Raw genomic sequence first — 24,039 nt, 5'->3', positions numbered from 1 at the left:
CCTCTAAAACCAGCTATAGATCGTAGACTTGGTAGGCCGTTACCCCACCAACTATCTAATCTAACGCGGGCCGATCCTTCTCCGATAAATCTTTCCCCCGAAGGGCGTATGCGGTATTACTCACCGTTTCCAGTGGCTATTCCGCAGAGAAGGGCACGTTCCCACGCGTTACTAACCCGTCCGCCGCTAGACCCGAAGGTCTCGCTCGACTTGCATGTGTTAGGCCTGCCGCCAGCGTTCGTTCTGAGCCAGGATCAAACTCTCAAGTTGAAACGCATTGCTGCGTATCCTTGACGTCGAACCTCTGCACATCGACCTACATCCATTACTGAAAGATGCAGACCATTCTCTGCTTGTTGTGCTTCAGCTACAAAGTAGCGAAAGCCGTCCAAACAGTGAAGCTGACACTCTATCATCGGGCCGAAACCCTAAGAGCGCGATATACAGACGTTGATCCATCGAATGAACCAAACCGCCCACATATCTCTTCAGATATCAAATTTTCAAACAGCGTTGAGACAAAAGAAACTGAGATGCGCCCTAACTTCTTGGCGCGCCCCGCCTCTAATACCTCGAATTCTTATCCGCCTCGTGATCCGAACCACCGCGTCTCCGCTGCCGTCCGCCCCGTCTGGCGCCCCAGCGGTGCGTCTCAGCGCCGCCGGTAGAGGGGGTTCTAAGGTGAGTGGGACAAAGCCGCAAGCCGTTTTTTGAAGTTTTGTGCAGTTTTTGTGAAAGCCTTATAAAAGCCCTTCAGAACAGTGATTTATGGCATGCGAGACACTGCAGAGGTTAACGTAACCCCCCCTAATATGCCGCCGTTATGTTAACGCCATCAGTTATCCACATGCCACAGCCCGGAATCGCGCGTTTCAGACGCGTGAATCACGACCCTTGTTGCCCCTTCCGAGTCGCCCATCCCCGCGGGCCTTTCTGCCAAAGGCCCCCAAACGGCAGCCGATAGATCAAAAGCCCCGCGACAAGGCCGGCATAGACCAACGGCTCCAGCTGAAACCCTTTCGCCAGCCATAGGAAATGTAGGGCTGCCAAGAGCGCTGCTACATAGGTCAGCCGGTGGAGCTTGCGCCAACGCGCCCCCAGCTTCCGCAGCGACCAGTTGTTGGATGTGGCCGCCAGCGGCACAAGGCAGAGGAACCCCGCCATGCCGATGGTGATATAGGGCCGTTTGAGAATATCCGCCCAGATACGCGACAGCCCTTGCACGTCGAGCAGCGCCCAGACAGTCAGATGCGCCAGCGCATAGACGAAGGTCATCACACCGAGCGCCCGGCGAAAGCGCAGCAGATTCACCCCAAACACCCGGCGCAACGGGGTGATCGCCAGACCGGCGATCAGCAGGCGCAGCGCCCATAGACCATAGAGGTGTTCGAGCCCCTTTACCGGATCGCGCCCCAGCCCGCCGGTGAGCCCTTGGTAAAAGAACCACGGGATGGGTAGGGCCAGCAAAAGATAGACCACCCAAACCGGAATGCGGCGGGTGGCCCTGTTCAGGGCATCGGCCAGGCGCGTCATGCTGCGGCCACGCCAGACTGAGGCGCTTGGGCGAAAGGACGGGGCATATATATCGCGGCAGGCATCAGAAGTTCGCCGTCAGGTCCATACCCTCGTAAAGCGACGCCACCTCTTCTTCGTAGCCGTTGAACATCAGCGTCGGCTGGCGCCGTGCGAAGAGCCCGCCGCCGATGGGGCGCTCATCGGCCTGCGACCAACGCGGATGGCTGACCTTGGGGTTCACGTTGCTGTAAAAACCATATTCTCGCGGCGCGGCCTTGTTCCAACTGGTGGGCGGCTGCGCGTCGGTGAGCGTGATGCGCACCACGGATTTGATGGATTTATACCCGTATTTCCACGGCACGACCAACCGCAGCGGCGCGCCGTTCTGGTTCGGGATGTCTTTGCCATAGATGCCGGTGGCCATGATCGTCAGCGGGTGCATCGCCTCATCCAGCCGCAGCCCTTCAACATAGGGCCAGTCAAGCACGGGGAAACGCAGGCCCGGCATCTCTTCGGGGCGGTAGGCGGTTTCAAAAGCCACGTATTTCGCGCCGGATTGCACCCCGGCCATATTGAGCAGATCGGCCAGTTCGAATCCGTTCCACGGCACCACCATCGACCACGCCTCGACACAGCGCAGCCGGTAGATGCGCTCTTCGATGGTCATCGCCTTCATGATATCCTCGAAAGCGTAGTCGCCGGGCTTGTCGACCATGCCCGCGATGGTCACGGTCCAAGGGGCGGTCGTCAGCGCGCCTGCGTATTTCGCGGGATCGTCCTTACCAGTGCCGAACTCGTAGTAATTGTTGTATTGGGTGATGTCTTCGTAGTTATTCGGGGTCAGCCCCTCTTGGGCCGCGGCCCCCTGCCCCAGCCCGGCAAGGCCCAGCCCCGCCATCGCACCGCCCATGATCTGCCGCCGGTTGAGGTATTGCGCCTCGTCGGTCACGTCACGGTCCGTCAGTCGATTGATCCAGCGATTGGCCATTTCAGCGCTCCCTACTATACTCATGCAAAGTTAGCGCCCGCCGGAAGCCATACCAAATCCTTTCGCCCGGATTTCAGCCAGCACACCGGAATGTCAGGCGCCGTTATTCAAAGGAGTGCCGCCATGATCCGTTTTCTTTTCGCCGCCGGTCTGATTTGGGCCAGCGCCGCCCAAGCGGATGAGATGGTCACCTATACCACCGACCAGAGCTTTGGTGATGTGACCTTCGGGGTGGAGAACGCGATCCTGAACCAAGGGCTCATCCCCGAGAACGTCAGCCATGTCGGTGAGATGCTCGACCGCACCCGCGCCGATGTCGGGTCGGACGTGGTGCTGTTCGAGGCGGCGGAGGTGTTCAGCTTTTGCTCGGCCGCGCTGTCGCGCAAGGTGATGGAGGCGGATGTGATGAACATCGGCTTTTGCCCCTACGACATTTTCGTCATGCAATTGCCCGAGAGTGACGAAGTGACCATCGGCTACCGCGCTTTCCCCGACGGCGCGATGCAAGAGGTGCAAAGCCTGCTGGACGAGATCGTGAAAGAGGCGATTGGAGAGTAGGTCCCCTTCCAGATTAAAAAAGGGCCGGAAAATCCGGCCCTTCTCTTCATCGCATAACGGTTAGTGCACCGTTGCGTCATCCGGCTTGGGCCGGTTTGATGCGGCCACTTGATCGCCGATGATCAACCCATCGGCCCCGGCGCGGACGGTGACGGTATCGCCATCCTTCACATCCCCGGCCAAGAGCATCTCGGCCAACGGATCCTGCACGGTGCGCTGGATCACCCGCTTCAAAGGACGCGCCCCGAAGACCGGGTCATAACCCTCATCCGCCAACCACTTGCGCGCGGCCTCATCCAGATCGAGCGTGATCTTCCGCCCGGCCAGCCGTTTGAGCAGCCGTGCCATCTGAATATCGACGATCCCGTCCATATCCGCACGGCCCAGACGGTCAAAGATGATCGTCTCGTCCAGACGGTTCAGGAACTCCGGCCGGAAATGCGCCCGGACCGCATCCATCACGTCACGCTTGGCCGCCGCCATATCGCCGCCCTCGGGCAGTTGGCTCAGCGCCTGCGCCCCGAGGTTGGAGGTCAGCACGATCAACGTCTGTTTGAAGTCAACCGTGCGGCCCTGACCATCGGTCAGCACACCATCGTCGAGCACCTGCAAGAGCACGTTGAAGACATCGGGATGCGCCTTTTCGACCTCATCGAAGAGCACGACCTGATAGGGCCGGCGCCGCACCGCTTCGGTCAGCACACCGCCTTCGTCATAGCCGACATAGCCCGGAGGGGCACCGATCAGACGGGCCACGGCATGTTTCTCCATAAACTCCGACATGTCGATGCGCACCATCGCATTGTCATCGTCAAAGAGGAACTCGGCCACGGCCTTGGTCAGCTCGGTCTTGCCCACACCGGTCGGCCCGAGGAAGAGGAAGCTGCCCAACGGGCGATTCTCATCGTTGAGCCCTGCCCGCGCGCGGCGCACCGCATTCGCCACGGCCTTCACGGCGGCGTTCTGCCCGATCACCCGATCATGCAACTGCTCTTCCATTCGCAGCAGCTTGTCGCGCTCACCCTCAAGCATTTTGCCCGCCGGGATGCCTGTCCAACGCTCGACGACGGAGGCAATCTGGTCGGGGCGCACGGCCTCTTCGACCATCATGTCATCCTCGCGGCCCTCGGCAGCTTCAAGGTCGCGTTCCAACTGCGGGATCACGCCATAAGATAGCTCGCCCGCGCGCGCGAGGTTGCCTTCGCGTTTCGCGATGTCGAGTTCGGCTCGCGCTTGGTCGAGCTTCTCCTTGATGTCACGCGCGCCGGCCAGCTTGTCACGCTCGGCCTGCCACTGCGCTGTCATCTCGGCGCTGCGGTCTTGCAGATCGCTCAGGTCTTTCTGCAAAGCCTCCAACCGATCCTTGGACGCGGCATCGTCTTCTTTCTTCAGCGCTTCGGCCTCGATCTGAAGTTGCAGGATCTGACGGTCCAGCGCATCCAGTTCTTCAGGCTTGCTATCGACCTCCATCCGCAGACGGCTTGCCGCCTCGTCCATCAGGTCGATCGCCTTGTCGGGCAGGAAACGGTCGGTGATGTAGCGATGGCTGAGCGTCGCCGCCGCGACCAGCGCGGTGTCGCTGATGCGCACGCCGTGGTGCAGCTCATACTTCTCTTTAATACCGCGCAGGATCGAGACAGTGTCTTCCACCGTCGGCTCCTGCACGATCACCGGCTGGAACCGCCGCGCGAGCGCCGCGTCCTTCTCGACATATTTGCGGTACTCTTCGAGCGTGGTGGCACCGACACAGTGCAGCTCACCCCGCGCCAGCGCAGGTTTCAGCAGGTTCGACGCATCCATCGCGCCATCGGCCTTACCGGCACCGACCAGCGTGTGCATCTCGTCGATGAAGAGGATCACCTCGCCCGCGGCTTCGGTCACCTCGGTTAGCACGGCTTTCAAACGCTCTTCGAACTCACCGCGGTATTTCGCGCCAGCGATCAGCGCGCCCATGTCGAGCGCGAGCAAACGCTTGTTGCGCAGGGATTCAGGCACGTCACCATGCACGATGCGCAGCGCCAAGCCTTCGGCGATGGCGGTCTTACCGACGCCGGGCTCACCGATCAGCACCGGGTTGTTCTTGGTGCGGCGGCTCAGCACCTGCATGGCGCGGCGGATCTCTTCGTCCCGGCCAATGATCGGGTCGATCTTGCCCTCTTCGGCCCGCGCGGTCAGGTCGAGGCTGTACTTCTCCAGCGCCTCATAGTTGTCTTCGGCAGTGGCGCTGTCGGCCTTGCGGCCCTTGCGCACATCATTGATGGCGGCATTAAGCCCTTGGGCGGTCACCTGCCCCGCTTCTAGCGCCGTCTTTGCGCCGGATTTCACCATGCAAAGCGCGGTCAGAATGCGCTCGACAGTGACGAAACTATCGCCTGCTTTCTTGGCAATCGCTTCGGCCTCGGCCAGCACCTTGGCGGTGGTGCCGTCCAGATAGACCTGCCCCGCATCGCCGGTGACTTTCGGGATCTTGCCAAGCGCCAGGTCAAGCGCCTGCACCACGCGCGCCCCGTCGCCGCCCGACGCGGCAATCAGATTCCGCGCAAGCCCTTGGTCGTCGTCCAGCAGTGCTTTGAGGACATGTTCCGGGGCGAGCCGCTGGTGGCTTTCCCGTGTTGCAATGGTCTGCGCCGCCTGAATGAAGCCGCGCGATCTTTCCGTGAACTTGCTTAAGTCCATGGGTCTCTCCTTTTCTACAAGCGCTCTAAAATGCCGCGCCCGATATGTGGCACGCGGCGGTCTGAGCCTCGGTATCAATTTGGGAAGCGGTGCTGCCGGTTCAAGACCATCCAGATGCAAAATACCGCCGAGAGCGGCGCCGCCAATAGGAAGAAATCAGCCAATAAGGCAAAAATACGGCAATTTTGAGACATAAAATACATCTCTATGTTACTGATATAAATACATTGTTAACCTTTATCCACAGAAGCTGTAACCATAATGAAACCATTTTGCCGCCTCTCGCGTTTACCCAGCAGAGGAGAGCAGGACGAAGCAGCCTGCCAAGGTTCAGAAGAACGCAAGAGGTGAAACGATGCAGACGCGCCCGATCCAGTTGACAGATGTCACCTATAATGCGGCCACTCAGTGTTTCGAAGCGCTGGTGACCGTCCAAGACGGGGAGCAGCTGCGCCGTTACGCCTGCGCCATCGATGCCCCGATCACCATGTCATACCACGATGCCGCCGACGGGCTGTCCCGTCAGGCGCTTCGCCGTCACGCACAAAAGCGTGGCCTGAGTTCCGATGTTCTGCGCCACGTCCCCGCACAGCGGGCCGGACGCCGCAGCTTCGACCCGCTGCGTTGGCTGGAAGAGGTCATGCACCTCCCCGGTCGCGACGCGGCTTGACCCCCTTCCGCGCGGCGCCTGCCTGCCGCGCGGCTGCCCGCGGACCTGCCGCCACCTCATCTGTCCCGATGTGGCGTTCCGCAAACCAGAGACCAGTGCCTGCCTGCTAAGTCTCTGATCACTTGGCCCGGACCCGCTCAGCGGTGTTCGGGCCTCTTTTTTGCGCCCTCCCCGCATGAATGATGGACTTGCCCCGCGCCGCGGCGTAGGTCAAAGCCGTTTGAAATTTGGCAGGAGCCCTCGCATGTCTGATGACCGTCTGATTGTCGCCCTTGATGTTCCCCATGCGGTCGCGGGGCTGGAACTGGCCGAAAAGCTCGGCGATGCCGTGGGCTTTTACAAAATCGGCCTGGGCATGCTGACCGGCGGCGGCTTGGCCTTGGCCAATGAGCTGAGGCAAGAGCATGGCAAGCGCATCTTCCTCGATATGAAACTCTTTGACATCGGCGCCACTGTAGAGGCGGCAGTGCGGGGCCTTGCGCAGTTCGATCTGGATTTCCTGACCGTCCACGGCGACCCGCATGTGGTGGCTGCGGCCAAACAGGGGGCCGCGGGCACCGATATGAAAATCCTAGCCGTCACCATCCTCACCTCGCTGGACCGCGCCGATCTTGACGCTGCGCTGATCCAGCCGGGCGATCTGGGCGATCTGGTGCTGACCCGCGCAGGCCGGGCGCTGGACGCGGGCGCGGATGGGGTCATCGCCTCCCCCCAAGAAGCCGCCGCGATCCGCGCCCTGCCCGAAGCGCGCGGCAAGCTGATCGTCACCCCCGGCGTGCGCCCCCAAGGGGCTTCATTGGGCGACCAGAAACGCGTCGCCACACCAGGGCAGGCCATCGCGGACGGGGCCGATCACATCGTGGTAGGCCGCCCGATCTGGCAGGCCGAAGACCCGGCCGCCGCCGCCCGCGCCGTGCTTCAGGAAATTTCCGAAGGTTAACAACGGGCTCGCCCCCGCCTGTAGCAAATCGACCACAGAGCGCTGACATGCGCCGCGAGCGCTTCCATCAACGTTAGGCGAAAACCGCCTCACATGTTATGTTGAACTCAGGTGATACTCCCCGACGAACTGGTTCTTCCTGATGTTCGTCACCTCCCCCCGCTCACGCAGGCGGGGGGCCTTTATTTGCCCGAAACCTTCGTGTCCGCAAGATAGACCCGCAAGCGGTCCTGAAAGGCGGGCACGGCGCGGGGATGGTTGAGAAACTCCGCCACGGTCATCAAGCGCCAGCGCTGCCCCTCGTCGCCAAAGACGATCTGGGCCTCTGCCTCGGCAGGCAAGCGCGCGACGAAGAACCATTTGATCCGCCCGCCCTCGTCAAAGCTGCCCTCCCAGATTACGGCATCTTCAGGCACCACGATCCCCAGTTCTTCGCGGCATTCGCGCAGGGCGCAGGCCAGCGGGGTCTCCTCCCCCTCGCGCCCCCCGCCGGGAAAATCCCAGTGATCGGCAAAGAGCAGCCCCGGCAGATCGTCGCGCAGGATCACGGCCAACTTCTCCCCAAGGTAGAGCGCGAGCTTTGCGCCATCAAAGACCATGTTCAATCCCTCGCGATCTGGTTAGAATCGTCGCCCGAACCCTGCCCTCCCGGTGTACCCATGGCTACCCTCTGTCGCGATTGTCTGACTGAAATCCCGCCGTCGCGGCGCTGTCCGCGCTGCGGCAGTCCGCGCGTGCTGTCCCACCCGGAACTCTTTGACCTCTCCATCGCCCATATGGATTGCGACGCCTTCTATGCCTCGGTCGAAAAACGGGACAATCCCGAACTCGCGGGCAAACCCGTCATCATCGGCGGGGGGCGGCGCGGGGTCGTGTCGACCGCCTGCTATGTCGCGCGCATTCGCGGCGTGCGCTCCGCCATGCCGATGTTTCAGGCGCTCAAGCTTTGCCCCGAGGCGGTGATCATCAAGCCGCGGATGGAAGTCTATGTCGAAGCCTCCCGCGCGATCCGCCAGATGATGGAAGAGATGACCCCGGCAATCGAGCCGCTGTCGCTGGACGAAGCCTTTCTCGATATGACCGGCACCGCGCGGCTGCATGGCCAGCCCCCGGCGATGATGCTGGCGCGGCTTGTGCGGCGGATGAAGACCGAACTGGGGCTGACCGGCTCCATCGGGCTGAGCCACAACAAGTTTCTGGCCAAAGTCGCCTCGGACCTCGACAAGCCGCATGGGTTTTCCGTCATCGGCGCGGGGGAAACGGCGGACTTTCTGCGCGACAAACCGGTGGGCATGATCTGGGGCGTCGGTGCCGCCACCCAGACCGCACTGGAAAAGGCCGGCATCCGCAGCTTTTCCGATCTCTTGCGGTGGGAACAGACCGATCTCATCGCGCGCTTTGGCAGCATGGGGGACCGGCTGTGGCATCTGGCACGGGGCCAAGACACCCGCCGCGTCTCTCGCCACCGCCCGGTGAAGTCGATCAGTAATGAAACGACATTCTCCGACGATACGGGCGATGCAGAGATTCTGGACGGCCATATCTGGCGTTTGGCAGAAAAGGTGGCGGACCGCGCCAAGGCGAAAGAGATGGCGGGCCGGGTGGTGACGCTCAAGCTCAAACGCGCCGATCATACCGTCCTGTCGCGCCGCCTCTCGCTGCATGATCCGACCCAATTGGCCGACCGGATTTACCGCACCGCCCGCGCCCTCTTCGACCAAGTCGATCACCAAAGCGCCTATCGGCTGATCGGCGTGGGCCTCTCCGAACTGTCGGGCGCCGAGGGGGCGGATATGGCGGGCGATCTGCTCGACCCCGGCGCGGCACAACGCAGCCGCGCGGAACGCGCCGCCGATAGCATCCGCAGCCGTTTTGGTGAAAAGGCCATCGTCAAAGGCCGCGCGCTGCGCTGAGCCTACTCCGCGGCGAGCGGAAGCCGCTCCTGCCCGATCTGGGCCACCTCGGCCACGACGCGTTGCAACGCCGCCTGTACCGCCTCGAAAGCGCCATTGGGGCGAATCAACCGCTCGTTCATGTAAAGCGCACGATCGATCTCGACCTGCACTGCATGTTGCCCGCGCGACGGGCGGCCATAGGCTTGGGTGATATAGGCCCCCGCGAAGGGCGAATTGCGCGTCACGACGAAGCCCGCATCGACGAAAGCCGCTTCGATCCGGTCGACCACCTCGCCCCCCGCCGCCGCGCCGAAACGGTCCCCCAGCACGACATCGGGCCGCCGCATCCCGCCGCGGGCCACGCCGTCCATCGCCTCATGCGGCATGGAATGGCAATCGACCAGCACCGCTTGGCCATGGCGGCGATGGGCCCCGCTCAGCAACTCCTGCAATTTGGCGTGATAGGGCCGCCAGTAGCTGTCGATTCGCAACTGCGCCTCTTCTTGGGTCAGTTTGCCGCGATAAATTGCCCGGCCATTGGCCACCACACGGGGAATCACCCCCAGCCCCGAAGCCACGCGCGGGTTGTGCCCCTGCCGCGGAATGCCTTCGATGACCGACGGATCGAGTTCCTCCGGCGCGCGGTTAAGGTCGATATAGGCCCGCGGTGCCCCTGCCTTGATAAAAGAAGCGCCATGCAGCGGTGCGCAGTCGAACAAGAGATCAACAAAGGCATCCTCGGACGACCGGATCGCATGTTCATCCAAAACCGACCGCCGCAGGAAAGACGCCGCATAATCCCGCCCCGAATGAGGCGACGCAAAGACCACGCAGGAGTGGTTTCGGTCCGGATGCAGTACTTCGTAAGCGGTCATCGGCATAATAAATTCCTCTAAGTCGAACATAGCGTGTTTATTCCGCGCCAAAAGCCCTTGATCCCGCCGCCGACTCCTTTTATAGGACCCCAACGGCGCGAAATTTCGCGCCCCATTTAGTTTTGGGGCCGATATGGAAACGCTGAAAAGTGGGTGATTAGCTCAGCGGTAGAGCACTTCGTTGACATCGAAGGGGTCACTGGTTCGATCCCAGTATCGCCCACCATTTATTCATCGACCCGCCCTTGGCGGGTTGCCCGCAACCCAGGCGCTGGCCCGCGCCACGACATGAGGAGACGACCATGAAGGTTCGCAATTCGCTCCGCTCGCTCAAGAATCGGCATCGCGATTGCCGTGTTGTGCGTCGCAAAGGCCGCGTTTACGTCATCAACAAGACGCAGCGCCGGTTCAAAGCCCGTCAGGGCTGAGCTTCGCAGCTTTGTAGAATTAAAGGCCGCTCCTTCCGGGGGCGGCCTTTTTCGTTGCGGATAACTGCTTGCAACCCCGGCTCAAAACCCCACCTTCAAGGCAGGCTTGAATAACAAGGAAAACCATCATGTCGGACACGCCCGAATATACGCCCCCCAAAGTTTGGAAATGGGAATCAGAGAGCGGCGGCAAATTCGCCAGCACCAATCGGCCCATCGCCGGCGCGACCCATGACAAGGAGCTGCCGGTCGGCGAACACCCCTTCCAGCTTTACTCCCTCGCCACGCCCAACGGGGTCAAAGTCACGGTGATGTTCGAAGAGCTGCTGGCGGCGGGCCACAAAGCGGCGGAATATGACGCCTGGTTGATTGATATCTCCGAGGGCGATCAGTTCGGCTCGGGCTTTGTTGAAGTGAATCCCAACTCGAAAATTCCCGCGCTGATGGACCGTTCCGGCGAGACCCCGCAGCGGGTCTTCGAATCGGGGGCGATCCTGCTCTATCTCGCCGAGAAGTTCGGCGCCTTCCTGCCCCAAGACCCCGCCCGTCGGACCGAGGCGCTCTCGTGGCTCTTCTGGCAGATGGGCAGCGCGCCCTACCTCGGCGGCGGCTTTGGCCATTTCTATGCCTATGCGCCTGAGAAGTTCGAATACCCCATCAACCGCTTCGCGATGGAGACCAAGCGCCAGCTTGACGTGATGGACAAGCATCTGGCCGAGCATGAATATTTCGCCGATGAATACTCCATCGCCGATATGGCGATCTGGAGCTGGTATGGGCAGCTGGTTCTCGGTCGGCTCTACGCCGCGGCGGAATTCCTCGATGTGACCTCTTACAAGAACGTCATGCGTTGGGCCGAGGCGATTGACGCGCGCCCTGCCGTGACGCGGGGCCGGATGGTCAACCGTGCCTTCGGCGATGACCTGTCGATGCAATTGCACGAGCGTCACGACGCCAGCGATTTCGACACCAAGACCCAAGACAAGATCGGCAGCAAAGACTGACCACGCAGCCCCCCGGCCCGGCTTGGCCGGGGGCTTTCCAACCAATTCTGGCGGAATTGGTTGCAGGAAAGGGTGAAATCTGTTTCTTACTGTTTCAGTCAAGTTATCCCAATGGAACAGGACCCTGATATGACCTTCTGCAAAACATCGACTGCCGCCGCCGCGCTGATGGCGCTGGCCCTTCCTGCGCTGGCCGATGGCGAGTTGAACCTCTACTCTTCGCGTCACTACGACACCGATGAGCGGCTCTACTCCGACTTTACCGAAGCGACCGGCATCACCATCAACCGCATCGAAGGCAAGGCCGACGAACTGCTGGCGCGCATTGAAGCCGAAGGCGCGAACTCCCCCGCCGACGTCCTGCTGACCGTGGACACCAGCCGCCTCAAGCGCGCCAAGGACTTGGGCCTGCTGCAAGCCGTCGAGAGCGAGACGCTGGAAGAGCGCATCCCCTCGAACCTGCAAGACGACGACAACCAGTGGTTCGGCCTGTCGCAGCGCGCGCGGATCATCTTCTTCAACAAAGAGACGATGGACAACCCGCCCAAGACCTACATGGACCTTGCCGATCCGGCGTACAAAGGTCAGGTCTGCATCCGGTCCTCGACCAACACCTACAACCAGACCCTGCTGGCCTCCATCGTGACCCATGAGGGCGAAGAAGCCGCGACCGAATGGGCGCAGGGCGTGGTCGACAACATGGCGCGCGCCCCGCAGGGCGGCGACACCGACCAGCTGCGCGGCATCGTTTCCGGTGAGTGCGACATCGCGGTCTCCAACAGCTACTATTTCGCCCGTGCGATCCGCACCGATGTCGATGGCGTCAGCGCCGATATCGGCAAGATCGGCGTGATCTGGCCGGATCAGGAAGGCAACGGCGCGCATATGAACCTCTCGGGCGGCGGTGTGGCCAAGAACGCGCCGAACCGTGAGAACGCGGTGAAATTCCTTGAGTATCTCGCCTCGGATCAGGCGCAGGTCTACTTCTCGGCGGGCAACGACGAATTCCCCACCGTGGAAGGCGTGGAACTGGCCGACAGCGTGAAACAGTTGGGTGAATTCAAAGCCGACGACGTGAACCTGTCGGACGTGGCCGAGAACATCGGCACCGCGCAGAAGATCTTTAATTCGGTCGGCTGGGAATAATCAGCACGACAATCGCGCAGGAGGCGGGCTTTCAGGCCCGCCTTTTTTTTGTTGGACAAAGCCTGCATCGAACGCCCCGCCCGGCGGCACGCCGGGCATCGCCCTCCCTCCCCCCCGGAGGGCGATTTTGCAACGCTGGGTCCTGACGCAGGGCCTGCGCCTTTGGCAATGACATTGCAGAAAGCAGGCCGATCATCGCCCCCCAGGGAGGGCGCTGCCCTCATCGTTCCCGGCCCGGAATCAAGCCGCAGGCGCCGGGCCATCGCCTGCCCGTCCCCACGGGGAGGCGATTTGGTGAGGCTCGATCCGACCTGGAGAGCTCACATCACGGCTGTGAGATAAAGTGGCACGAAGGCACGTTAGGATCGCCACCCCACGGGCAGGCGCTGGCCCTCGAATTCTACCGCTGCCGCCCCACCTGACGGCAGATCAGGATCACCGGCAGCAACCCCATCGCCACGATCACCAAGCTCGGCACCGCGGCCCCGTTCAACCGCTCATCACTCGCCAACCGATACGCCTGCACCGCAAGCGTGTCATAGTTGAACGGCCGCATGATCAGCGTCGCGGGCAGTTCCTTCATCACGTCGACGAAGACGATCAGCAGCGCGGTCAGCAGGCTGGGCGCGAGGATCGGCAGATGCACCCGGCGCAAAGTACCCAGGGGCGTCTGCCCCAGCGAGCGCGCAGCGGCGTCCATATTAGCATGCACCATGGACTGCCCGCCCTCGTAGGCGCCAAGCGCCGCGGCGAGGAAGCGCACCAGATAGGCCAGCACCAACAGCCAGATCGACCCGGTGATCAGAAGCCCGGTGGAAATGTCGAAGGTCTCACGCATCCAGGCGTCGAGCGCGTTGTCGAAGGCCGCGAAAGGCACCAGCAGTCCCACCGCGATCACCCCGCCCGGCACCGCGTAGCCAAGCCGCGCCACATAGGCCGCGCCCTGCGAGACCCGTCCCGGGCGCAGCCGCCGGTAGAACCCCACACTGATCGCCGCCAGCACCGTCAGCACCGCCGCGACCCCCGCAAGCGTCACCGAATTGCGCAGGAAACCGAGGTAGCGCGGGCTGAACAGGCTCTGCTCACTGTCGAGCCCCATGGTCACGAGGATCACCACCGGCAGCACCGCCCCGAAGAGCACCGGCACCCCGCAAAGCACGATCGCCGCCGCGGCCTGCCAGCCCTTCAACTCGGCCGGCGGCGCGGACTGGGTCCGGCGCGCGGGGTCGTGATACTTGGCCTTGCCCCGCTGTGCGCGCTCCAGCATCGCCAGCAGCAAGGCGAAACTCAGCAGGCAAAGCGCCAATTGCGCCGCCGCCGCGCGGTCGAACATCGAAAACCAGCTGGTGTAGATGCCGGTGGCGAAGGTCTGCACGCCGAAATAGGCCACGGTGCCGAAATCGGCGATGGTCTCCATCACCGCCAGCAGCACACCCCCGGCAATCGCGGGTCGGGCCAGCGGCAGGCTGACCTTGAAGAACGCGGCCCATGCGCTGGAGCCGAGCGCGCGGGCGGCCAGAAAGGTCGTCCCGCTCTGCTGCAGGAAGGCGGCGCGCGCCAGCAGATAAACATAGGGATAAAGCACCAACACAAGCATCGCCGCCGCCCCGCCGAGCGAGCGGATCTCAGGGAACCAGTAATCGCGCGGCCCCCAGCCGGTGACGTCGCGCAGCACCGTCTGGACGATGCCGGGATGGTCCAGCACATGGGTATAGGCATAGGCCAGCACATAGGCCGGGAAGGCCAGCGGCAGCACCAGCGCAATCTCCAGAAACTTCGCCCCCGGAAAACGCGTCATCGTGACCAGCCACGCGGCCCCCACACCGATGGCGAAGGTGCCTAGAGAGACCAGCAGCACCAAGAGCAATGTCGTCACCGTGTAGCGCCCCAGCACCGTGTCGATCAGGTGCTGCACCGTCTCCGTCCCGCCGCTGAGGGCGGCGATCAGCACCGCCAGCATCGGCAGCGCACAGAAAACGGCCACGGTCAGGGCAACGCCCGATAGCGCGCGCAGCCCGTCGCGGGCGCGGCGCAGATGGGGCGTCTCGGTGGAGGCGGCGTTCAGCGTCATGCGCCCTATTTCGACGATTTCACTCGGAAATGCCAGAGGGCGCGACGCCGCGCCTCAGTCGTAGCTGCGGGTATCCTCGATCACCAGCCCGTCGCGCGGCAGGCTGCCGGGGGCGACCAGTTCGACCCGGCCCTTGAGCTTGAGCAGATCGGCCACGGATTGGGCATAGGCGTCCTTATCCTCTCCGGCGGTCTCGATCTGCACCGTCATGACATCGGCCTCGCCTTCGCGGCTGGCGATGACGCGGGCCTTCTCGATCTCGTCGTGCTGGGCGACCAGCGCCGCCACCTGCTCGGGCCGGACGAACATGCCCTTGATCTTGGTGGTCTGATCGGCGCGGCCCATCCAGCCCTTGATCCGCATGTTGGTGCGCCCGCAGGGGCTTTCGCCCTCCAGCACGGCACTGAGATCGCCGGTGGCGAAACGGATAAGCGGGTAGTCGGGGTTCAACGTGGTGACCACGACCTCGCCGACCTCGCCGGGAGCCACGGGAATGCCGGTGCCGGGGGTGACGATCTCGACGATGACCTGTTCATCGACGATGAGCCCCTCCATCGCAGGGCTTTCATAGGCGATATTGCCCAGATCCGCCGTGGCATAGGATTGCAGGCAGGTGATGCCGCGCTCTTGATAAAAGGCGCGCAGGCTGGGGAACAGGGCCCCGCCGCCGACCGCCGCCTTGGTGATGTTCAGCGTCACCCCCATGGCATCGGCCTTCTCGAGAATCACCTTCAGGTAATCCGGCGTGCCGGCATAGGCGGTGGAGCCCACGTCCCGCGCGGCGGTGACCTGAAGTTCGGTCTGGCCGGTGCCCGCGGGCAGCACGGTGGCCCCCACGGCCCGCGCGCCGGACTCGAAGATCATGCCAGCGGGGGTCAGGTGGTAGCCAAAGCAATTGTGCACCACGTCGCCCGCGCCAATTCCGGCAGCATGCAAAAAGCGCCCCATGCGCCACCAGTCGGGATCGTTGCTCGACGGCTCATAAATCGGACCGGGCGACTGGAAGACATGGGAGAAGTCATGCACCGGCTTGGTGGTGAAGCCACCGAAGGGCGGCTGGCCCGCCTGCGCCTTGCCCAGTTCAGATTTGCGCAAAACCGGCAGATCGGCCAGCGCTTCGGCGGAGGTGATCTGCGCGGCATCAATCCCCTTTAGCGTGTCACCATAGCCCGGCAAGCTCTGCGCGCGGGCGATCTGCTGCGGCAGAGCCTGCGCCAGATCGGCCGCCCGTTGGCCGGCGCTGCGGGTTTCCAGATCGTCGAAATGGGGCTTGGTCAGCATCCCTGTCACTTTCCTGCTATGGCATCACTGGAGAGGGCATAGGCCCGCTCAGGTCTCGTCTTGGTCTTTCCTTCGGGTCCGGGGGGCCGGCTTAGCTGAGCCAGCGCTTGCGGCGGCGGTAGCTGCGCACGTCGCGGAAGCTTTTGCGGCCTTCGTCGGACATGCCGAGGTAGAATTCCTTCACGTCTTGGTTCTCGCGCAGGTCCTTGGCGGGGCCGTCCATCACCACGCGCCCGGATTCGAGGATGTAGCCGTAATGCGCGAAACGCAGGGCGACGTTGGTGTTCTGCTCGGCCAGCAGGAAGGTCACGCCCTCCTGTTCGTTCACCGATTTCACAATCTCGAAGATCTGCTCCACCAGTTGCGGCGCCAGACCCATCGACGGCTCGTCCAGCAGGATCGTCTCGGGCCGCGACATCAGCGCGCGGCCGATGGCGCACATCTGCTGCTCGCCGCCCGAGGTATATCCGGCCTGGCTACGGCGGCGCTCCTTCAGACGGGGGAAATAATTATAGACCATCTCAAGGTCCTGCTGGATCGCGGCATTGCCGTCGCTGCGCGTGTAAGCGCCGGTGAGCAGGTTTTCCTCGATGGTGAGGTGCTCAAAACAGTGCCGGCCTTCCATGACCTGTACGACCCCCTGTTTCACGATCTCGGCGGGGTCCTGATGCTGGATCGCGCCGCCGCGGTACTTGATCGAGCCCTTGGTAACCTCGCCACGTTCCGAGGCCAGCAGCCCCGAGATCGCCTTGAGCGTTGTCGTCTTGCCCGCGCCATTGCCGCCCAGAAGCGCGGTGATGCCGCCCTTGGGCACGTTCAGGCTGACGCCCTTCAGCACGAGGATGACGTGGTTGTAGATCACCTCGATATTGTTGACCTCGAGCAGGTTGTCGACTGCGACGTCATTGGTGTTGGCGGCATCCAGCATGGGCATGACCTTTCTTGGGGTTCGAAGATGTCCCCGGCCACCCCCAAGGTGGCCGGGAGCAGGGTTCTTAGCAGTTGCCCTCGATGGCGTTTTCCTCGGCATAGGCCGAGCTGTCGGCATCGATCAGCGGCTGGATCACTTCCTGATCCGACTGCATGAAGTCCGACACGAGGTTCCACTCCTTGGCCTCGGCATCCCATTGCGTCACGGCCACGAAGCCTTCGCCGCCGTGGTTCTCACAAGAGACGCTGAACTCAGGCCCGAAGTCCGGCAGGCCAAGCGCCGCCATCTTCTCTTCGGTGATCTCAAGCTGCTCCATCCCGTCGCGCATTTGGCCGCTGGTGATGTCGGTCACGCCGTGGATTTCCTGCGCGGTGCGCGCGGCCTCGGCCACCAGCATCGCGGCGTAGATGCCACGGTTGTACAGAACAGAGCCGACCTGATCGCCTGCGCCCGCGGCCTTGCCCGCATCGACAACGTATTCCTGAAGGTCGTCATAGAGCGGGTAATCGGAACCGACATTGTGGAAGGTCAGCGCCTTGTAGCCATCGGCCTTGGCGCCCGCGGCCAGCACGTCGTTCTCAGAGCCGGACCACCAGATGCCGATGAACTTGTCCATCGGAAAGCGGATGTTGGCGGCTTCCTGAACGGCAACTTGGTTCATCACGCCCCAGCCGTACATGATCACATAGTCGGGCTTGTCACGGCGGATTTGCAGCCACTGTGATTTCTGCTCCTGACCGGGGTGGTCAACGGGCACTTCCTTCAGCTCAAAACCATGTTTCTTGCTCAGTTCCTGCAGGGTGCGGATCGGCTCCTTGCCATAGGCGGAGTTGTGATAGACCAGCGCGATCTTCTTCCCCTCAAGGCTGCCGCCCTCCTGCTCCATGATGTGTTTCACCGCGACCGAAGCGCCGTCCCAGTAGTTGGCCGGGAAGTTGAAGACGTGGCTGAAGACATCACCGTTCTTGGCCGAGGTACGGCCCAAACCGGAGGTCAGCATCGAGATGTCATCGGCGGTGACTTTGGGGATCAACTGGTAAGTGATGCCGGTCGAGAGCGGCTGGTACACCAACGCGCCTTCACCCTTGGTGGATTCGTAGCATTCCACGCCCTTCTCGGTGTTATAGGCGGTCTCGCATTCCGGGACGCGGATAGGCTCGCCACCGATGCCGCCGTCACGCTCGTTGAGCAGGGTGAAGTAATCGGCATAGCCGTCGGCGAAGGGGATGCCGCCCGCGGCATAGGGCCCGGTGCGATAGCTCAGCGACGGAAAGACAAGGTCCGCCATCACGGGGCTTGCGGCCATCAGGCCAACTACGGCCAGAGTTCCCAGTTTGTATTTCATCGGTGTTTCCTCCCTTGGATTGTCCGACTTGGGTGTTTGGGCCGGGTTTCCTCCCTCCGGCCTCGCTTTTCATGGCTCCCGCCTAGTGCGGGAAGGGCCACAATCTCAGTTTTTCCTTGGCCACGCGCCACAACTGCGCCAGCCCGTGCGGCTCTGCGATCAGGAAGACCACGATCAGTCCGCCCACGATCACCAGCTGCAGATGCGCCACGATATCCGTGGGCCAGCCCAGCCAGTCGACGCCGACGATCTTGAGCAAGACAGGCAAGAGCACGAGGAACGCCGCCCCGGCAAAGCTACCGAAGATGCTGCCCAAGCCCCCGATGATGATCATGAAGAGCACGAGGAACGACTTGTTGATGCCAAAGGCTTCGCCCACTTCGACCGCGCCCAGATAGATCGAGAAGAAGAGCGCGCCGGAGATGCCGATGAAGAAGGAGCTGACCGCAAAGGCCGTGAGCTTGGCGCGCAACGGGTTCACCCCGATGATCTCGGCGGCGATGTCCATGTCGCGGATGGCCATCCACTTGCGGCCCACCGAGCCGCGCGTCAGGTTGCGTGCCACCAGCGCCGAGCCCACAGTGAAGATCAGGCAGAACATATAGGTCGCCCAGGCTTCGGTATTGGGGCCGGTGATCAGGATGCCAAAGGTGTCCCGCTCGGGCGCGCTGATCTGGCCGGAGGCGGAGTAGTTGTAGAACCACGGCACCCGGTTAAACAGCCACACAAGGAAGAACTGCGCCGCCAGAGTCGCCACGGCGAGGTAAAAGCCCTTGATCCGCAAGCTCGGCAGACCAAAGAGCGCTCCCACGGCGGCGGTGATGCCGCCCGCCAGCAGGATGTGGATGAACATGCTGACCTCGGGCATGGCCGTCATCAGCTTGTAGCAGGCATAGGCCCCCACCGCCATGAAGCCCCCGGTGCCGAGGCTCACCTGCCCGCAATAGCCCACGAGGATGTTCAGCCCGATCGCCGCGATGGCGTAGATCAGGAAGGGCAGGAACAGCGAGTTCACCCAGTAGTCGTTGACCACGAAGGGCACGACAAAAACCGCGATGAACAGCACCAGATAGTAGCGGTACCGGTCGAACCGGATCGGGAAGGTCTGCTGGTCCTGGGCGTAGGATGTGTTGAAATCGCCCGCTTCACGATAGAACATTAGACTGCTTTCCCTTCTGCGGTAGTCATTTGCACTGCACTTGCCTGCAATGCCGTGCCATAGGGTGCGCGCGCGCCGCGCACCAAGCCGTTATCAAACCCGTTCAATGATCTTCTCCCCGAACAGGCCCTGCGGGCGGAAGACAAGAAAGACCAGCGCCAGCATGTAAGCGAACCAGTTCTCGGTCGCGCCGCCAAGGAAGGGGGCGCCGATCAGGAACTCAAACAACTTCTCGCCCACGCCGATGATCAGACCGCCGACGATGGCGCCGGGGATCGAGGTGAAGCCGCCCAGCATCAGCACCGGCAGCGCCTTCAGCGCGATGAGCGAGAGCGAGAACTGCACGCCCGACTTGGCACCCCACATGATGCCTGCAACCAGCGCCACGAAACCCGCGAGCGACCAGACGAGGATCCAGATGAAGTTCAGCGAGACACCGACCGAAAGCGCGGCCTGATGGTCATCCGCCACGGCGCGCATGGCGCGGCCCTGCTTGGTGTATTGCGCGAACATCACCAGCCCGATCACGAGCACCGCCGCGACGATGGAGGCCACGATATCGAGGTTGTCGATGAAAAAGCCGTAGCCGGTGGCGTTATAGGTGAATTCGTCGATCCAGACGTTGATGCCCTGCGGCAGGCCGACGTCTAGCGTCTTGATCTCGGAACCCCACATCAGGTCGCCCACCCCTTCGAGGAAATAGGCCAGACCGATGGTCGCCATGAAAAGGATGATCGGCTCTTGCCCCACAAGGTAGCGAAAGACGAAACGCTGCACGCAATAGGCCAGCACGATCATCACGACCATGGTCAGCACGATGGCAAGGAACGCCGGAATGTGCCAGCCGAAGTGATGCACCTCGGTGCCAAGGATCGCGTTGATCAGATGGCCGAAAGGCACCTGCCCTTCCATGATCCCCACCAGCGTCAGCGCGGCGAAAAGCGCCATGACGCCTTGGGCGTAGTTGAAGATGCCAGAAGCCTTGTAGATCAGCACGAAGCCAAGCGCCACGAGCGCGTAAAGCACCCCGGCCATCAGCCCGTTGAGAAAGACCTCGATCGTAAACGCCAGTTGCTCAGGCATCATTGGCCCTCCCCAAAGTCAGAACGGCAGTGTCGTTGCGGGTGATCAAACGGGCCTCAGTCATGGGCCACCCCCAGATAGGCGTCGATCACCTCTTGGTTGTTGCGCACCTCGTCGGGCGAGCCGTCGCCGATCTTGCGGCCGTAATCCATCACGACCACGCGGTCGGACAGGTCCATGACCACGCCCATGTCGTGTTCGATCAGCGCGATGGTGGTGCCGAACTCGTCGTTCACGTCGAGGATGAAGCGGCTCATGTCCTCTTTCTCTTCGACGTTCATGCCGGCCATCGGCTCGTCCAGCAGCAGGATCGTGGGCTCAGCGGCCAGCGCGCGGGCCAGTTCGACCCGTTTTTTCAGACCGTAGGGCAGCCGCGCCACGGGTGTCTTGCGGATCGCCTGAATTTCCAGAAAGTCGATGACCTTTTCGGCGATTTCACGGTTCTCGATCTCTTCGCGCTCGGCTGCGCCTTTCCAGAAGGACTGCGCCAGCATCCCGGTCTTCATCTGCGTCAGACGCCCCGTCATCACGTTGTCGAGCACCGACATGCCCTCGAACAGCGCGATGTTCTGGAAGGTCCGGGCGATGCCCTGCTGGGCCACCTGATAGGGTTTCATCGGGGGCCGCTTGGCGCCCTTGTACCAGACCTCCCCCTCCTGCGGGACGTAGAAGCCGCTGATCACGTTCAGCATCGAGGACTTGCCCGCCCCGTTCGGCCCGATGATCGCGCGGATCTCGCCCTCGCGGATGTCGAAGGAAATATCCTTGATCGCCTCCACGCCACCGAAGCGCAGCGTAATGTTCTTCATCTCCATCACCGTCGGGCCGATGGTGCGGCCGTCGTCGGTGACATAGCTGTCAGCCTGATCTTTCACGCTGTCCCTTTCCATAGTTCCCGCCTGTCCGGCGCTGGCCGCGCTCATTCCGCTGCCATCCGGCGGCTGACCGGCTGCACCGCGGCGTCGCGAATTTCGAGCGTCGCCTTGATCGAACCCTTGCGCCCGTCCTCATAGGTCACTTCCGTCTCGGTGCTGACCTTGTCGGAGCCGTCATAGAGTGCGGTGATGATGTCGGCGTATTTCTCTTCGATGATCTTGCGGCGCACCTTGCGGGTCCGGGTCAGCTCGCCATCGTCGGCGTCGAGTTCCTTGTGCAGCACGACAAAGCGGTGCACCTGACAGCCCGAGAGCATCTCGTCCTCGGCGACCGAGCGGTTCACCTCCTCCACATGGGACTGGATCGTGTCCATCACCTGCGGATGCCGCGCCAGTTCCTGATAGGAGGCGTAGCCGATGTTGTTGCGCTCGGCCCAGTTGCCCACCGCCGTCAGGTCGATGTTGATAAAGGCGGTGCATTCGGTGCGCTGGTTGCCGAAGACCACGGCCTCAAGGATGTTGGGGAAGAACTTGAGTTTGTTTTCCACGTATTTCGGCGCGAACAGGCTGCCGTCGGCCATCTGGCCCACGTCCTTGGCGCGGTCGATGATGCGCAGATGGCCCGAGCTTTCCTCGATGAAACCCGCGTCGCCGGTGGCGACCCAGCCTTCCGGGTCCTTGGTGTCGGCGGTGCTTTCGGGGTTCTTGTAGTATTCCACGAAGACGCCCGGCGAACGGTAGAAGACTTCGCCATTGTCGGCGATCTTCAACTCCACCCCGGGGCAGGTCACGCCCACGGTATCGCTGCGCACTTCGCCATCGGGCTGCGCGGTGATGAAGACCGTCGCCTCGGTCTGGCCGTAGAGCTGCTTCAGGTTGATGCCGAGCGAGCGGTAGAAATCGAAGATTTCCGGCCCGATCGCTTCACCGGCGGTATAGCCGACGCGCACGCGGCTGAAGCCGAGCGTGTTCTTCAGCGGGCCATAGATCATCAACTCGCCCAACGCGTATTTCGCGCGGTCCCAAGCGGACACTTTCTTGCCGTCCAGAATGGCGGGGCCGACCTTGCGGGCATGGGCCATGAAGGTGTCGAAGAGCCACTTCTTGAACCGGCTCGCGTCCTCCATACGGATCATGACGGAGGTCAGCTGCGTCTCGAAGACACGCGGCGGGGCGAAGTAATAGGTCGGCCCGATTTCGCGCAGATCGACATGCATCGTGTCGGCGCTTTCGGGGCAGTTGGTGCAGAAACCCGTCCAGAGCGCCTGACCCACGGAGAAGATAAAGTCCCCCACCCATGCCATCGGCAGATAGGCAAGAATCTCGTCATTGCGCTTGAGGTCGTCGAACTCCGACGACGACTTCGCCGTCTCGATCACGTTGCGGTTGCTCAGCACGACGCCCTTGGGCTTGCCGGTGGTGCCCGAAGTATAGAGCATCACGCCGGTCGAATCGTAATCCAGCTTGGCCTGACGCGCCTCCAACTCGGCGATATGCTTTTCGCGGTTGGCGCGGCCCATCTCCTGCACGGCGGTATATTGGTCGAGCTTGGAATGGTCGTATTTGCGCAGGCCGCGCGGGTCGAGGTAGATCATCCGCTCGAAGTCGGGCAGTTGGTCCTGCACTTCGATGATCTTGTCGACCTGCTCCTGATCGCCCACCACGGCAAGGCGCGCGCCGCAGTGGCCCATGACATAGGCCATCTCTTCGGCATTGGCGTCCTGATAGAGCGGCACCGGCACGGCCCCGGCCATCTGCGCGGCCATCATCGCCCAGTAGAGATAGGGACGGTTGCGCCCAATGATGGCGACGAAATCGCCCTCGTTCAGCCCCAGTTCCAGAAACCCGAGGGCCAGCGCCTCGACCTCGTCGCGGGTCTGCGACCAGGTCCAGCTTTGCCAGATCCCGTATTCCTTCTCCCGGTAAGCGGGGGCGTTTGCGAATTCACTTGCGTTGCGGTGCAACAGCGCCGGCACGGACTGAGGTCCGTCGGCACGCGTCAGCGGCTTGGCCAAATTGTCTTCCTCCCATGCCCGCCCTCCCCGGCGGGTTCGATCACTTGTGCGATTCTATGATCCCACAAGTGACGTTCTCTTTTTTGTGGAGGTCAACTTTTTCCTGATCTTTTCCGAATTCTAACGAATTGTTACAGCGCCCCCGCGCCGCATTTTCCGCTAGTCGATCCCGTTGGCGCGCTGCACTTCGCGCACATAGGTCACGATGGATTCCACCTCTGCCGGGGTAATCCCTTCGACCGGGGGCATATTGCCGAAAGACCAGTGATGCTGGCGCACGCCATTGGTGGCCGCGACCATGAAAGATGCATCGCCGTGATGGCTGGGTTCATAGATCTTGTGGATCAGCGGCGGACCAACCCCCTCGCGCCCGGCAGCGTTGACCCCGTGGCAGGCGGCGCATTGCGCCTCGAACGCCCGCGCGCCGATCTGCGCGGGGCCGCTCAGGCTCTCCGGCACGGTGACCTTCACCATGGCCGCGCTGCTGGCAGCGGGGGCCGGGGCCTCTTCGGCCTGCCACCAGATATACCCGCCTGCCAAGACCAGTGCCGCCGCTGCGCCTGCTCCGATTTTCTTGTTCATGC

21 protein-coding genes, 1 tRNA gene and 1 rRNA gene are annotated in these 24,039 nt (G+C 62.5%); 8 read left to right on the top strand and 15 right to left on the bottom strand.

Translation table 11 applies throughout. The features are described from left to right. The 3 genes from ACGYLD_RS08120 to msrP all read right to left on the bottom strand — a co-directional run. Positions 1–270, bottom strand: a 16S ribosomal RNA gene (locus ACGYLD_RS08120); the annotation flags it as partial. Between the two features lie 615 nt (positions 271–885). Continuing rightward, positions 886–1,533: a protein-methionine-sulfoxide reductase heme-binding subunit MsrQ gene (gene msrQ, locus ACGYLD_RS08115; protein WP_271692958.1), complete on the bottom strand. Its 648-nt coding sequence runs from the start codon at positions 1,531–1,533 to the stop codon at positions 886–888. A gap of 64 nt (positions 1,534–1,597) precedes the next feature. Beyond that, positions 1,598–2,503, bottom strand: coding sequence for a protein-methionine-sulfoxide reductase catalytic subunit MsrP (gene msrP / locus ACGYLD_RS08110; protein ID WP_271692957.1), 906 nt, complete (start codon positions 2,501–2,503; stop codon positions 1,598–1,600). Positions 2,504–2,626: 123 nt separating this feature from the next. Here msrP and ACGYLD_RS08105 point away from each other — a divergent pair, with 123 nt between their 5' ends. After that, entirely contained in the window at positions 2,627–3,061 is a 435-nt protein-coding gene (locus ACGYLD_RS08105) for a DUF302 domain-containing protein (RefSeq protein ID WP_271692956.1), read from the top strand. A 60-nt stretch (positions 3,062–3,121) separates the two neighbouring features. Here the strand turns inward: ACGYLD_RS08105 and clpB are convergent, their stop codons facing one another. Continuing rightward, a complete protein-coding gene (gene clpB, locus ACGYLD_RS08100) occupies positions 3,122–5,737 on the bottom strand; it encodes an ATP-dependent chaperone ClpB (protein WP_271692955.1) in 2,616 nt (871 codons plus the stop codon). 355 nt (positions 5,738–6,092) lie between these two features. Between clpB and ACGYLD_RS08095 the strand changes: the two genes are divergently transcribed. Next, complete coding sequence (locus tag ACGYLD_RS08095; RefSeq protein WP_271692954.1) at positions 6,093–6,407, top strand: orotidine 5-phosphate decarboxylase; 315 nt, start codon at positions 6,093–6,095, stop codon at positions 6,405–6,407. 244 nt (positions 6,408–6,651) lie between these two features. Beyond that, positions 6,652–7,347, top strand: coding sequence for an orotidine-5'-phosphate decarboxylase (gene pyrF, locus ACGYLD_RS08090; RefSeq protein ID WP_271692953.1), 696 nt, complete (start codon positions 6,652–6,654; stop codon positions 7,345–7,347). A gap of 182 nt (positions 7,348–7,529) precedes the next feature. Here pyrF and ACGYLD_RS08085 read toward each other — a convergent pair whose 3' ends face one another. Next, positions 7,530–7,946 carry an NUDIX hydrolase gene (locus ACGYLD_RS08085; protein ID WP_271692952.1) on the bottom strand — a complete coding sequence of 139 codons (417 nt, stop codon included), beginning with the start codon at positions 7,944–7,946 and terminating at the stop codon, positions 7,530–7,532. A gap of 60 nt (positions 7,947–8,006) precedes the next feature. On the opposite strand from ACGYLD_RS08085, the gene ACGYLD_RS08080 reads away from it, so the two are divergent. After that, a complete protein-coding gene (locus ACGYLD_RS08080; RefSeq protein ID WP_271692951.1) occupies positions 8,007–9,260 on the top strand; it encodes a DNA polymerase IV in 1,254 nt (417 codons plus the stop codon). Positions 9,261–9,262: 2 nt separating this feature from the next. On the opposite strand, the gene ACGYLD_RS08075 is transcribed toward ACGYLD_RS08080, so the two are convergent. Next, positions 9,263–10,123 (bottom strand): N-formylglutamate amidohydrolase, encoded by an 861-nt coding sequence (locus tag ACGYLD_RS08075; protein ID WP_271692950.1) that lies wholly within the window; start codon positions 10,121–10,123, stop codon positions 9,263–9,265. 145 nt (positions 10,124–10,268) lie between these two features. On the opposite strand from ACGYLD_RS08075, the gene ACGYLD_RS08070 reads away from it, so the two are divergent. The 4 genes from ACGYLD_RS08070 (at position 10,269) to ACGYLD_RS08055 (ending at position 12,695) form a co-directional block, all read left to right on the top strand. After that, a tRNA-Val gene (locus tag ACGYLD_RS08070) sits at positions 10,269–10,343 on the top strand. A 76-nt stretch (positions 10,344–10,419) separates the two neighbouring features. Continuing rightward, positions 10,420–10,545, top strand: a complete 126-nt coding sequence (ykgO, locus tag ACGYLD_RS08065) for a type B 50S ribosomal protein L36 (protein WP_005850168.1) — start codon at positions 10,420–10,422, stop codon at positions 10,543–10,545. Between the two features lie 128 nt (positions 10,546–10,673). Beyond that, a complete protein-coding gene (gene yghU, locus ACGYLD_RS08060; RefSeq protein ID WP_394402029.1) occupies positions 10,674–11,549 on the top strand; it encodes a glutathione-dependent disulfide-bond oxidoreductase in 876 nt (291 codons plus the stop codon). A gap of 129 nt (positions 11,550–11,678) precedes the next feature. After that, positions 11,679–12,695 (top strand): Fe(3+) ABC transporter substrate-binding protein, encoded by a 1,017-nt coding sequence (locus ACGYLD_RS08055; protein ID WP_394402026.1) that lies wholly within the window; start codon positions 11,679–11,681, stop codon positions 12,693–12,695. 400 nt (positions 12,696–13,095) lie between these two features. Here ACGYLD_RS08055 and ACGYLD_RS08050 read toward each other — a convergent pair whose 3' ends face one another. The 9 genes from ACGYLD_RS08050 to ACGYLD_RS08010 all read right to left on the bottom strand — a co-directional run bounded on the left by ACGYLD_RS08050 (position 13,096) and on the right by ACGYLD_RS08010 (position 24,037). Then, positions 13,096–14,766 carry an ABC transporter permease gene (locus ACGYLD_RS08050; RefSeq protein ID WP_394402023.1) on the bottom strand — a complete coding sequence of 557 codons (1,671 nt, stop codon included), beginning with the start codon at positions 14,764–14,766 and terminating at the stop codon, positions 13,096–13,098. A 54-nt stretch (positions 14,767–14,820) separates the two neighbouring features. Then, complete coding sequence (locus ACGYLD_RS08045) at positions 14,821–16,047, bottom strand: phenylacetate--CoA ligase family protein (RefSeq protein ID WP_394402021.1); 1,227 nt, start codon at positions 16,045–16,047, stop codon at positions 14,821–14,823. Between the two features lie 91 nt (positions 16,048–16,138). Then, positions 16,139–16,975 (bottom strand): ABC transporter ATP-binding protein, encoded by an 837-nt coding sequence (locus ACGYLD_RS08040; protein ID WP_067267747.1) that lies wholly within the window; start codon positions 16,973–16,975, stop codon positions 16,139–16,141. Between the two features lie 67 nt (positions 16,976–17,042). Next, complete coding sequence (locus ACGYLD_RS08035) at positions 17,043–18,323, bottom strand: ABC transporter substrate-binding protein (protein ID WP_271692946.1); 1,281 nt, start codon at positions 18,321–18,323, stop codon at positions 17,043–17,045. 82 nt (positions 18,324–18,405) lie between these two features. Next, complete coding sequence (locus tag ACGYLD_RS08030; protein WP_067267750.1) at positions 18,406–19,482, bottom strand: branched-chain amino acid ABC transporter permease; 1,077 nt, start codon at positions 19,480–19,482, stop codon at positions 18,406–18,408. A gap of 93 nt (positions 19,483–19,575) precedes the next feature. Continuing rightward, positions 19,576–20,565, bottom strand: a complete 990-nt coding sequence (locus tag ACGYLD_RS08025) for a branched-chain amino acid ABC transporter permease (protein ID WP_271688894.1) — start codon at positions 20,563–20,565, stop codon at positions 19,576–19,578. A gap of 56 nt (positions 20,566–20,621) precedes the next feature. Beyond that, complete coding sequence (locus ACGYLD_RS08020; RefSeq protein WP_209218595.1) at positions 20,622–21,440, bottom strand: ABC transporter ATP-binding protein; 819 nt, start codon at positions 21,438–21,440, stop codon at positions 20,622–20,624. A 44-nt stretch (positions 21,441–21,484) separates the two neighbouring features. Beyond that, positions 21,485–23,455: an AMP-binding protein gene (locus ACGYLD_RS08015; RefSeq protein ID WP_271692945.1), complete on the bottom strand. Its 1,971-nt coding sequence runs from the start codon at positions 23,453–23,455 to the stop codon at positions 21,485–21,487. Positions 23,456–23,614: 159 nt separating this feature from the next. Further along, positions 23,615–24,037, bottom strand: coding sequence for a cytochrome c (locus ACGYLD_RS08010; protein WP_271692943.1), 423 nt, complete (start codon positions 24,035–24,037; stop codon positions 23,615–23,617). Positions 24,038–24,039: the final 2 nt, after the last annotated feature.

The organism is Sulfitobacter sp. 1A12056, assembly GCF_043558125.1.
GTDB lineage: Bacteria > Pseudomonadota > Alphaproteobacteria > Rhodobacterales > Rhodobacteraceae > Sulfitobacter > Sulfitobacter faviae.
The sequence above is the reverse complement of the archived record's forward strand: the minus strand, read 5'-3'. Positions and strand labels throughout refer to the sequence as shown.

Excerpts from the sequence above, each read along its gene's own strand:
- msrQ (WP_271692958.1), bottom strand. The coding sequence starts at position 1,533 with ATGACGCGCCTGGCCGATGCCCTGAACAGGGCCACCCGCCGCATTCCG.
- msrP (WP_271692957.1), bottom strand. The coding sequence starts at position 2,503 with ATGGCCAATCGCTGGATCAATCGACTGACGGACCGTGACGTGACCGAC.
- ACGYLD_RS08105 (WP_271692956.1), top strand. The coding sequence starts at position 2,627 with ATGATCCGTTTTCTTTTCGCCGCCGGTCTGATTTGGGCCAGCGCCGCC.
- clpB (WP_271692955.1), bottom strand. The coding sequence starts at position 5,737 with ATGGACTTAAGCAAGTTCACGGAAAGATCGCGCGGCTTCATTCAGGCG.
- ACGYLD_RS08095 (WP_271692954.1), top strand. The coding sequence starts at position 6,093 with ATGCAGACGCGCCCGATCCAGTTGACAGATGTCACCTATAATGCGGCC.
- pyrF (WP_271692953.1), top strand. The coding sequence starts at position 6,652 with ATGTCTGATGACCGTCTGATTGTCGCCCTTGATGTTCCCCATGCGGTC.
- ACGYLD_RS08085 (WP_271692952.1), bottom strand. The coding sequence starts at position 7,946 with ATGGTCTTTGATGGCGCAAAGCTCGCGCTCTACCTTGGGGAGAAGTTG.
- ACGYLD_RS08080 (WP_271692951.1), top strand. The coding sequence starts at position 8,007 with ATGGCTACCCTCTGTCGCGATTGTCTGACTGAAATCCCGCCGTCGCGG.
- ACGYLD_RS08075 (WP_271692950.1), bottom strand. The coding sequence starts at position 10,123 with ATGCCGATGACCGCTTACGAAGTACTGCATCCGGACCGAAACCACTCC.
- ykgO (WP_005850168.1), top strand. The coding sequence starts at position 10,420 with ATGAAGGTTCGCAATTCGCTCCGCTCGCTCAAGAATCGGCATCGCGAT.
- yghU (WP_394402029.1), top strand. The coding sequence starts at position 10,674 with ATGTCGGACACGCCCGAATATACGCCCCCCAAAGTTTGGAAATGGGAA.
- ACGYLD_RS08055 (WP_394402026.1), top strand. The coding sequence starts at position 11,679 with ATGACCTTCTGCAAAACATCGACTGCCGCCGCCGCGCTGATGGCGCTG.
- ACGYLD_RS08050 (WP_394402023.1), bottom strand. The coding sequence starts at position 14,766 with ATGACGCTGAACGCCGCCTCCACCGAGACGCCCCATCTGCGCCGCGCC.
- ACGYLD_RS08045 (WP_394402021.1), bottom strand. The coding sequence starts at position 16,047 with ATGCTGACCAAGCCCCATTTCGACGATCTGGAAACCCGCAGCGCCGGC.
- ACGYLD_RS08040 (WP_067267747.1), bottom strand. The coding sequence starts at position 16,975 with ATGCTGGATGCCGCCAACACCAATGACGTCGCAGTCGACAACCTGCTC.
- ACGYLD_RS08035 (WP_271692946.1), bottom strand. The coding sequence starts at position 18,323 with ATGAAATACAAACTGGGAACTCTGGCCGTAGTTGGCCTGATGGCCGCA.
- ACGYLD_RS08030 (WP_067267750.1), bottom strand. The coding sequence starts at position 19,482 with ATGTTCTATCGTGAAGCGGGCGATTTCAACACATCCTACGCCCAGGAC.
- ACGYLD_RS08025 (WP_271688894.1), bottom strand. The coding sequence starts at position 20,565 with ATGCCTGAGCAACTGGCGTTTACGATCGAGGTCTTTCTCAACGGGCTG.
- ACGYLD_RS08010 (WP_271692943.1), bottom strand. The coding sequence starts at position 24,037 with ATGAACAAGAAAATCGGAGCAGGCGCAGCGGCGGCACTGGTCTTGGCA.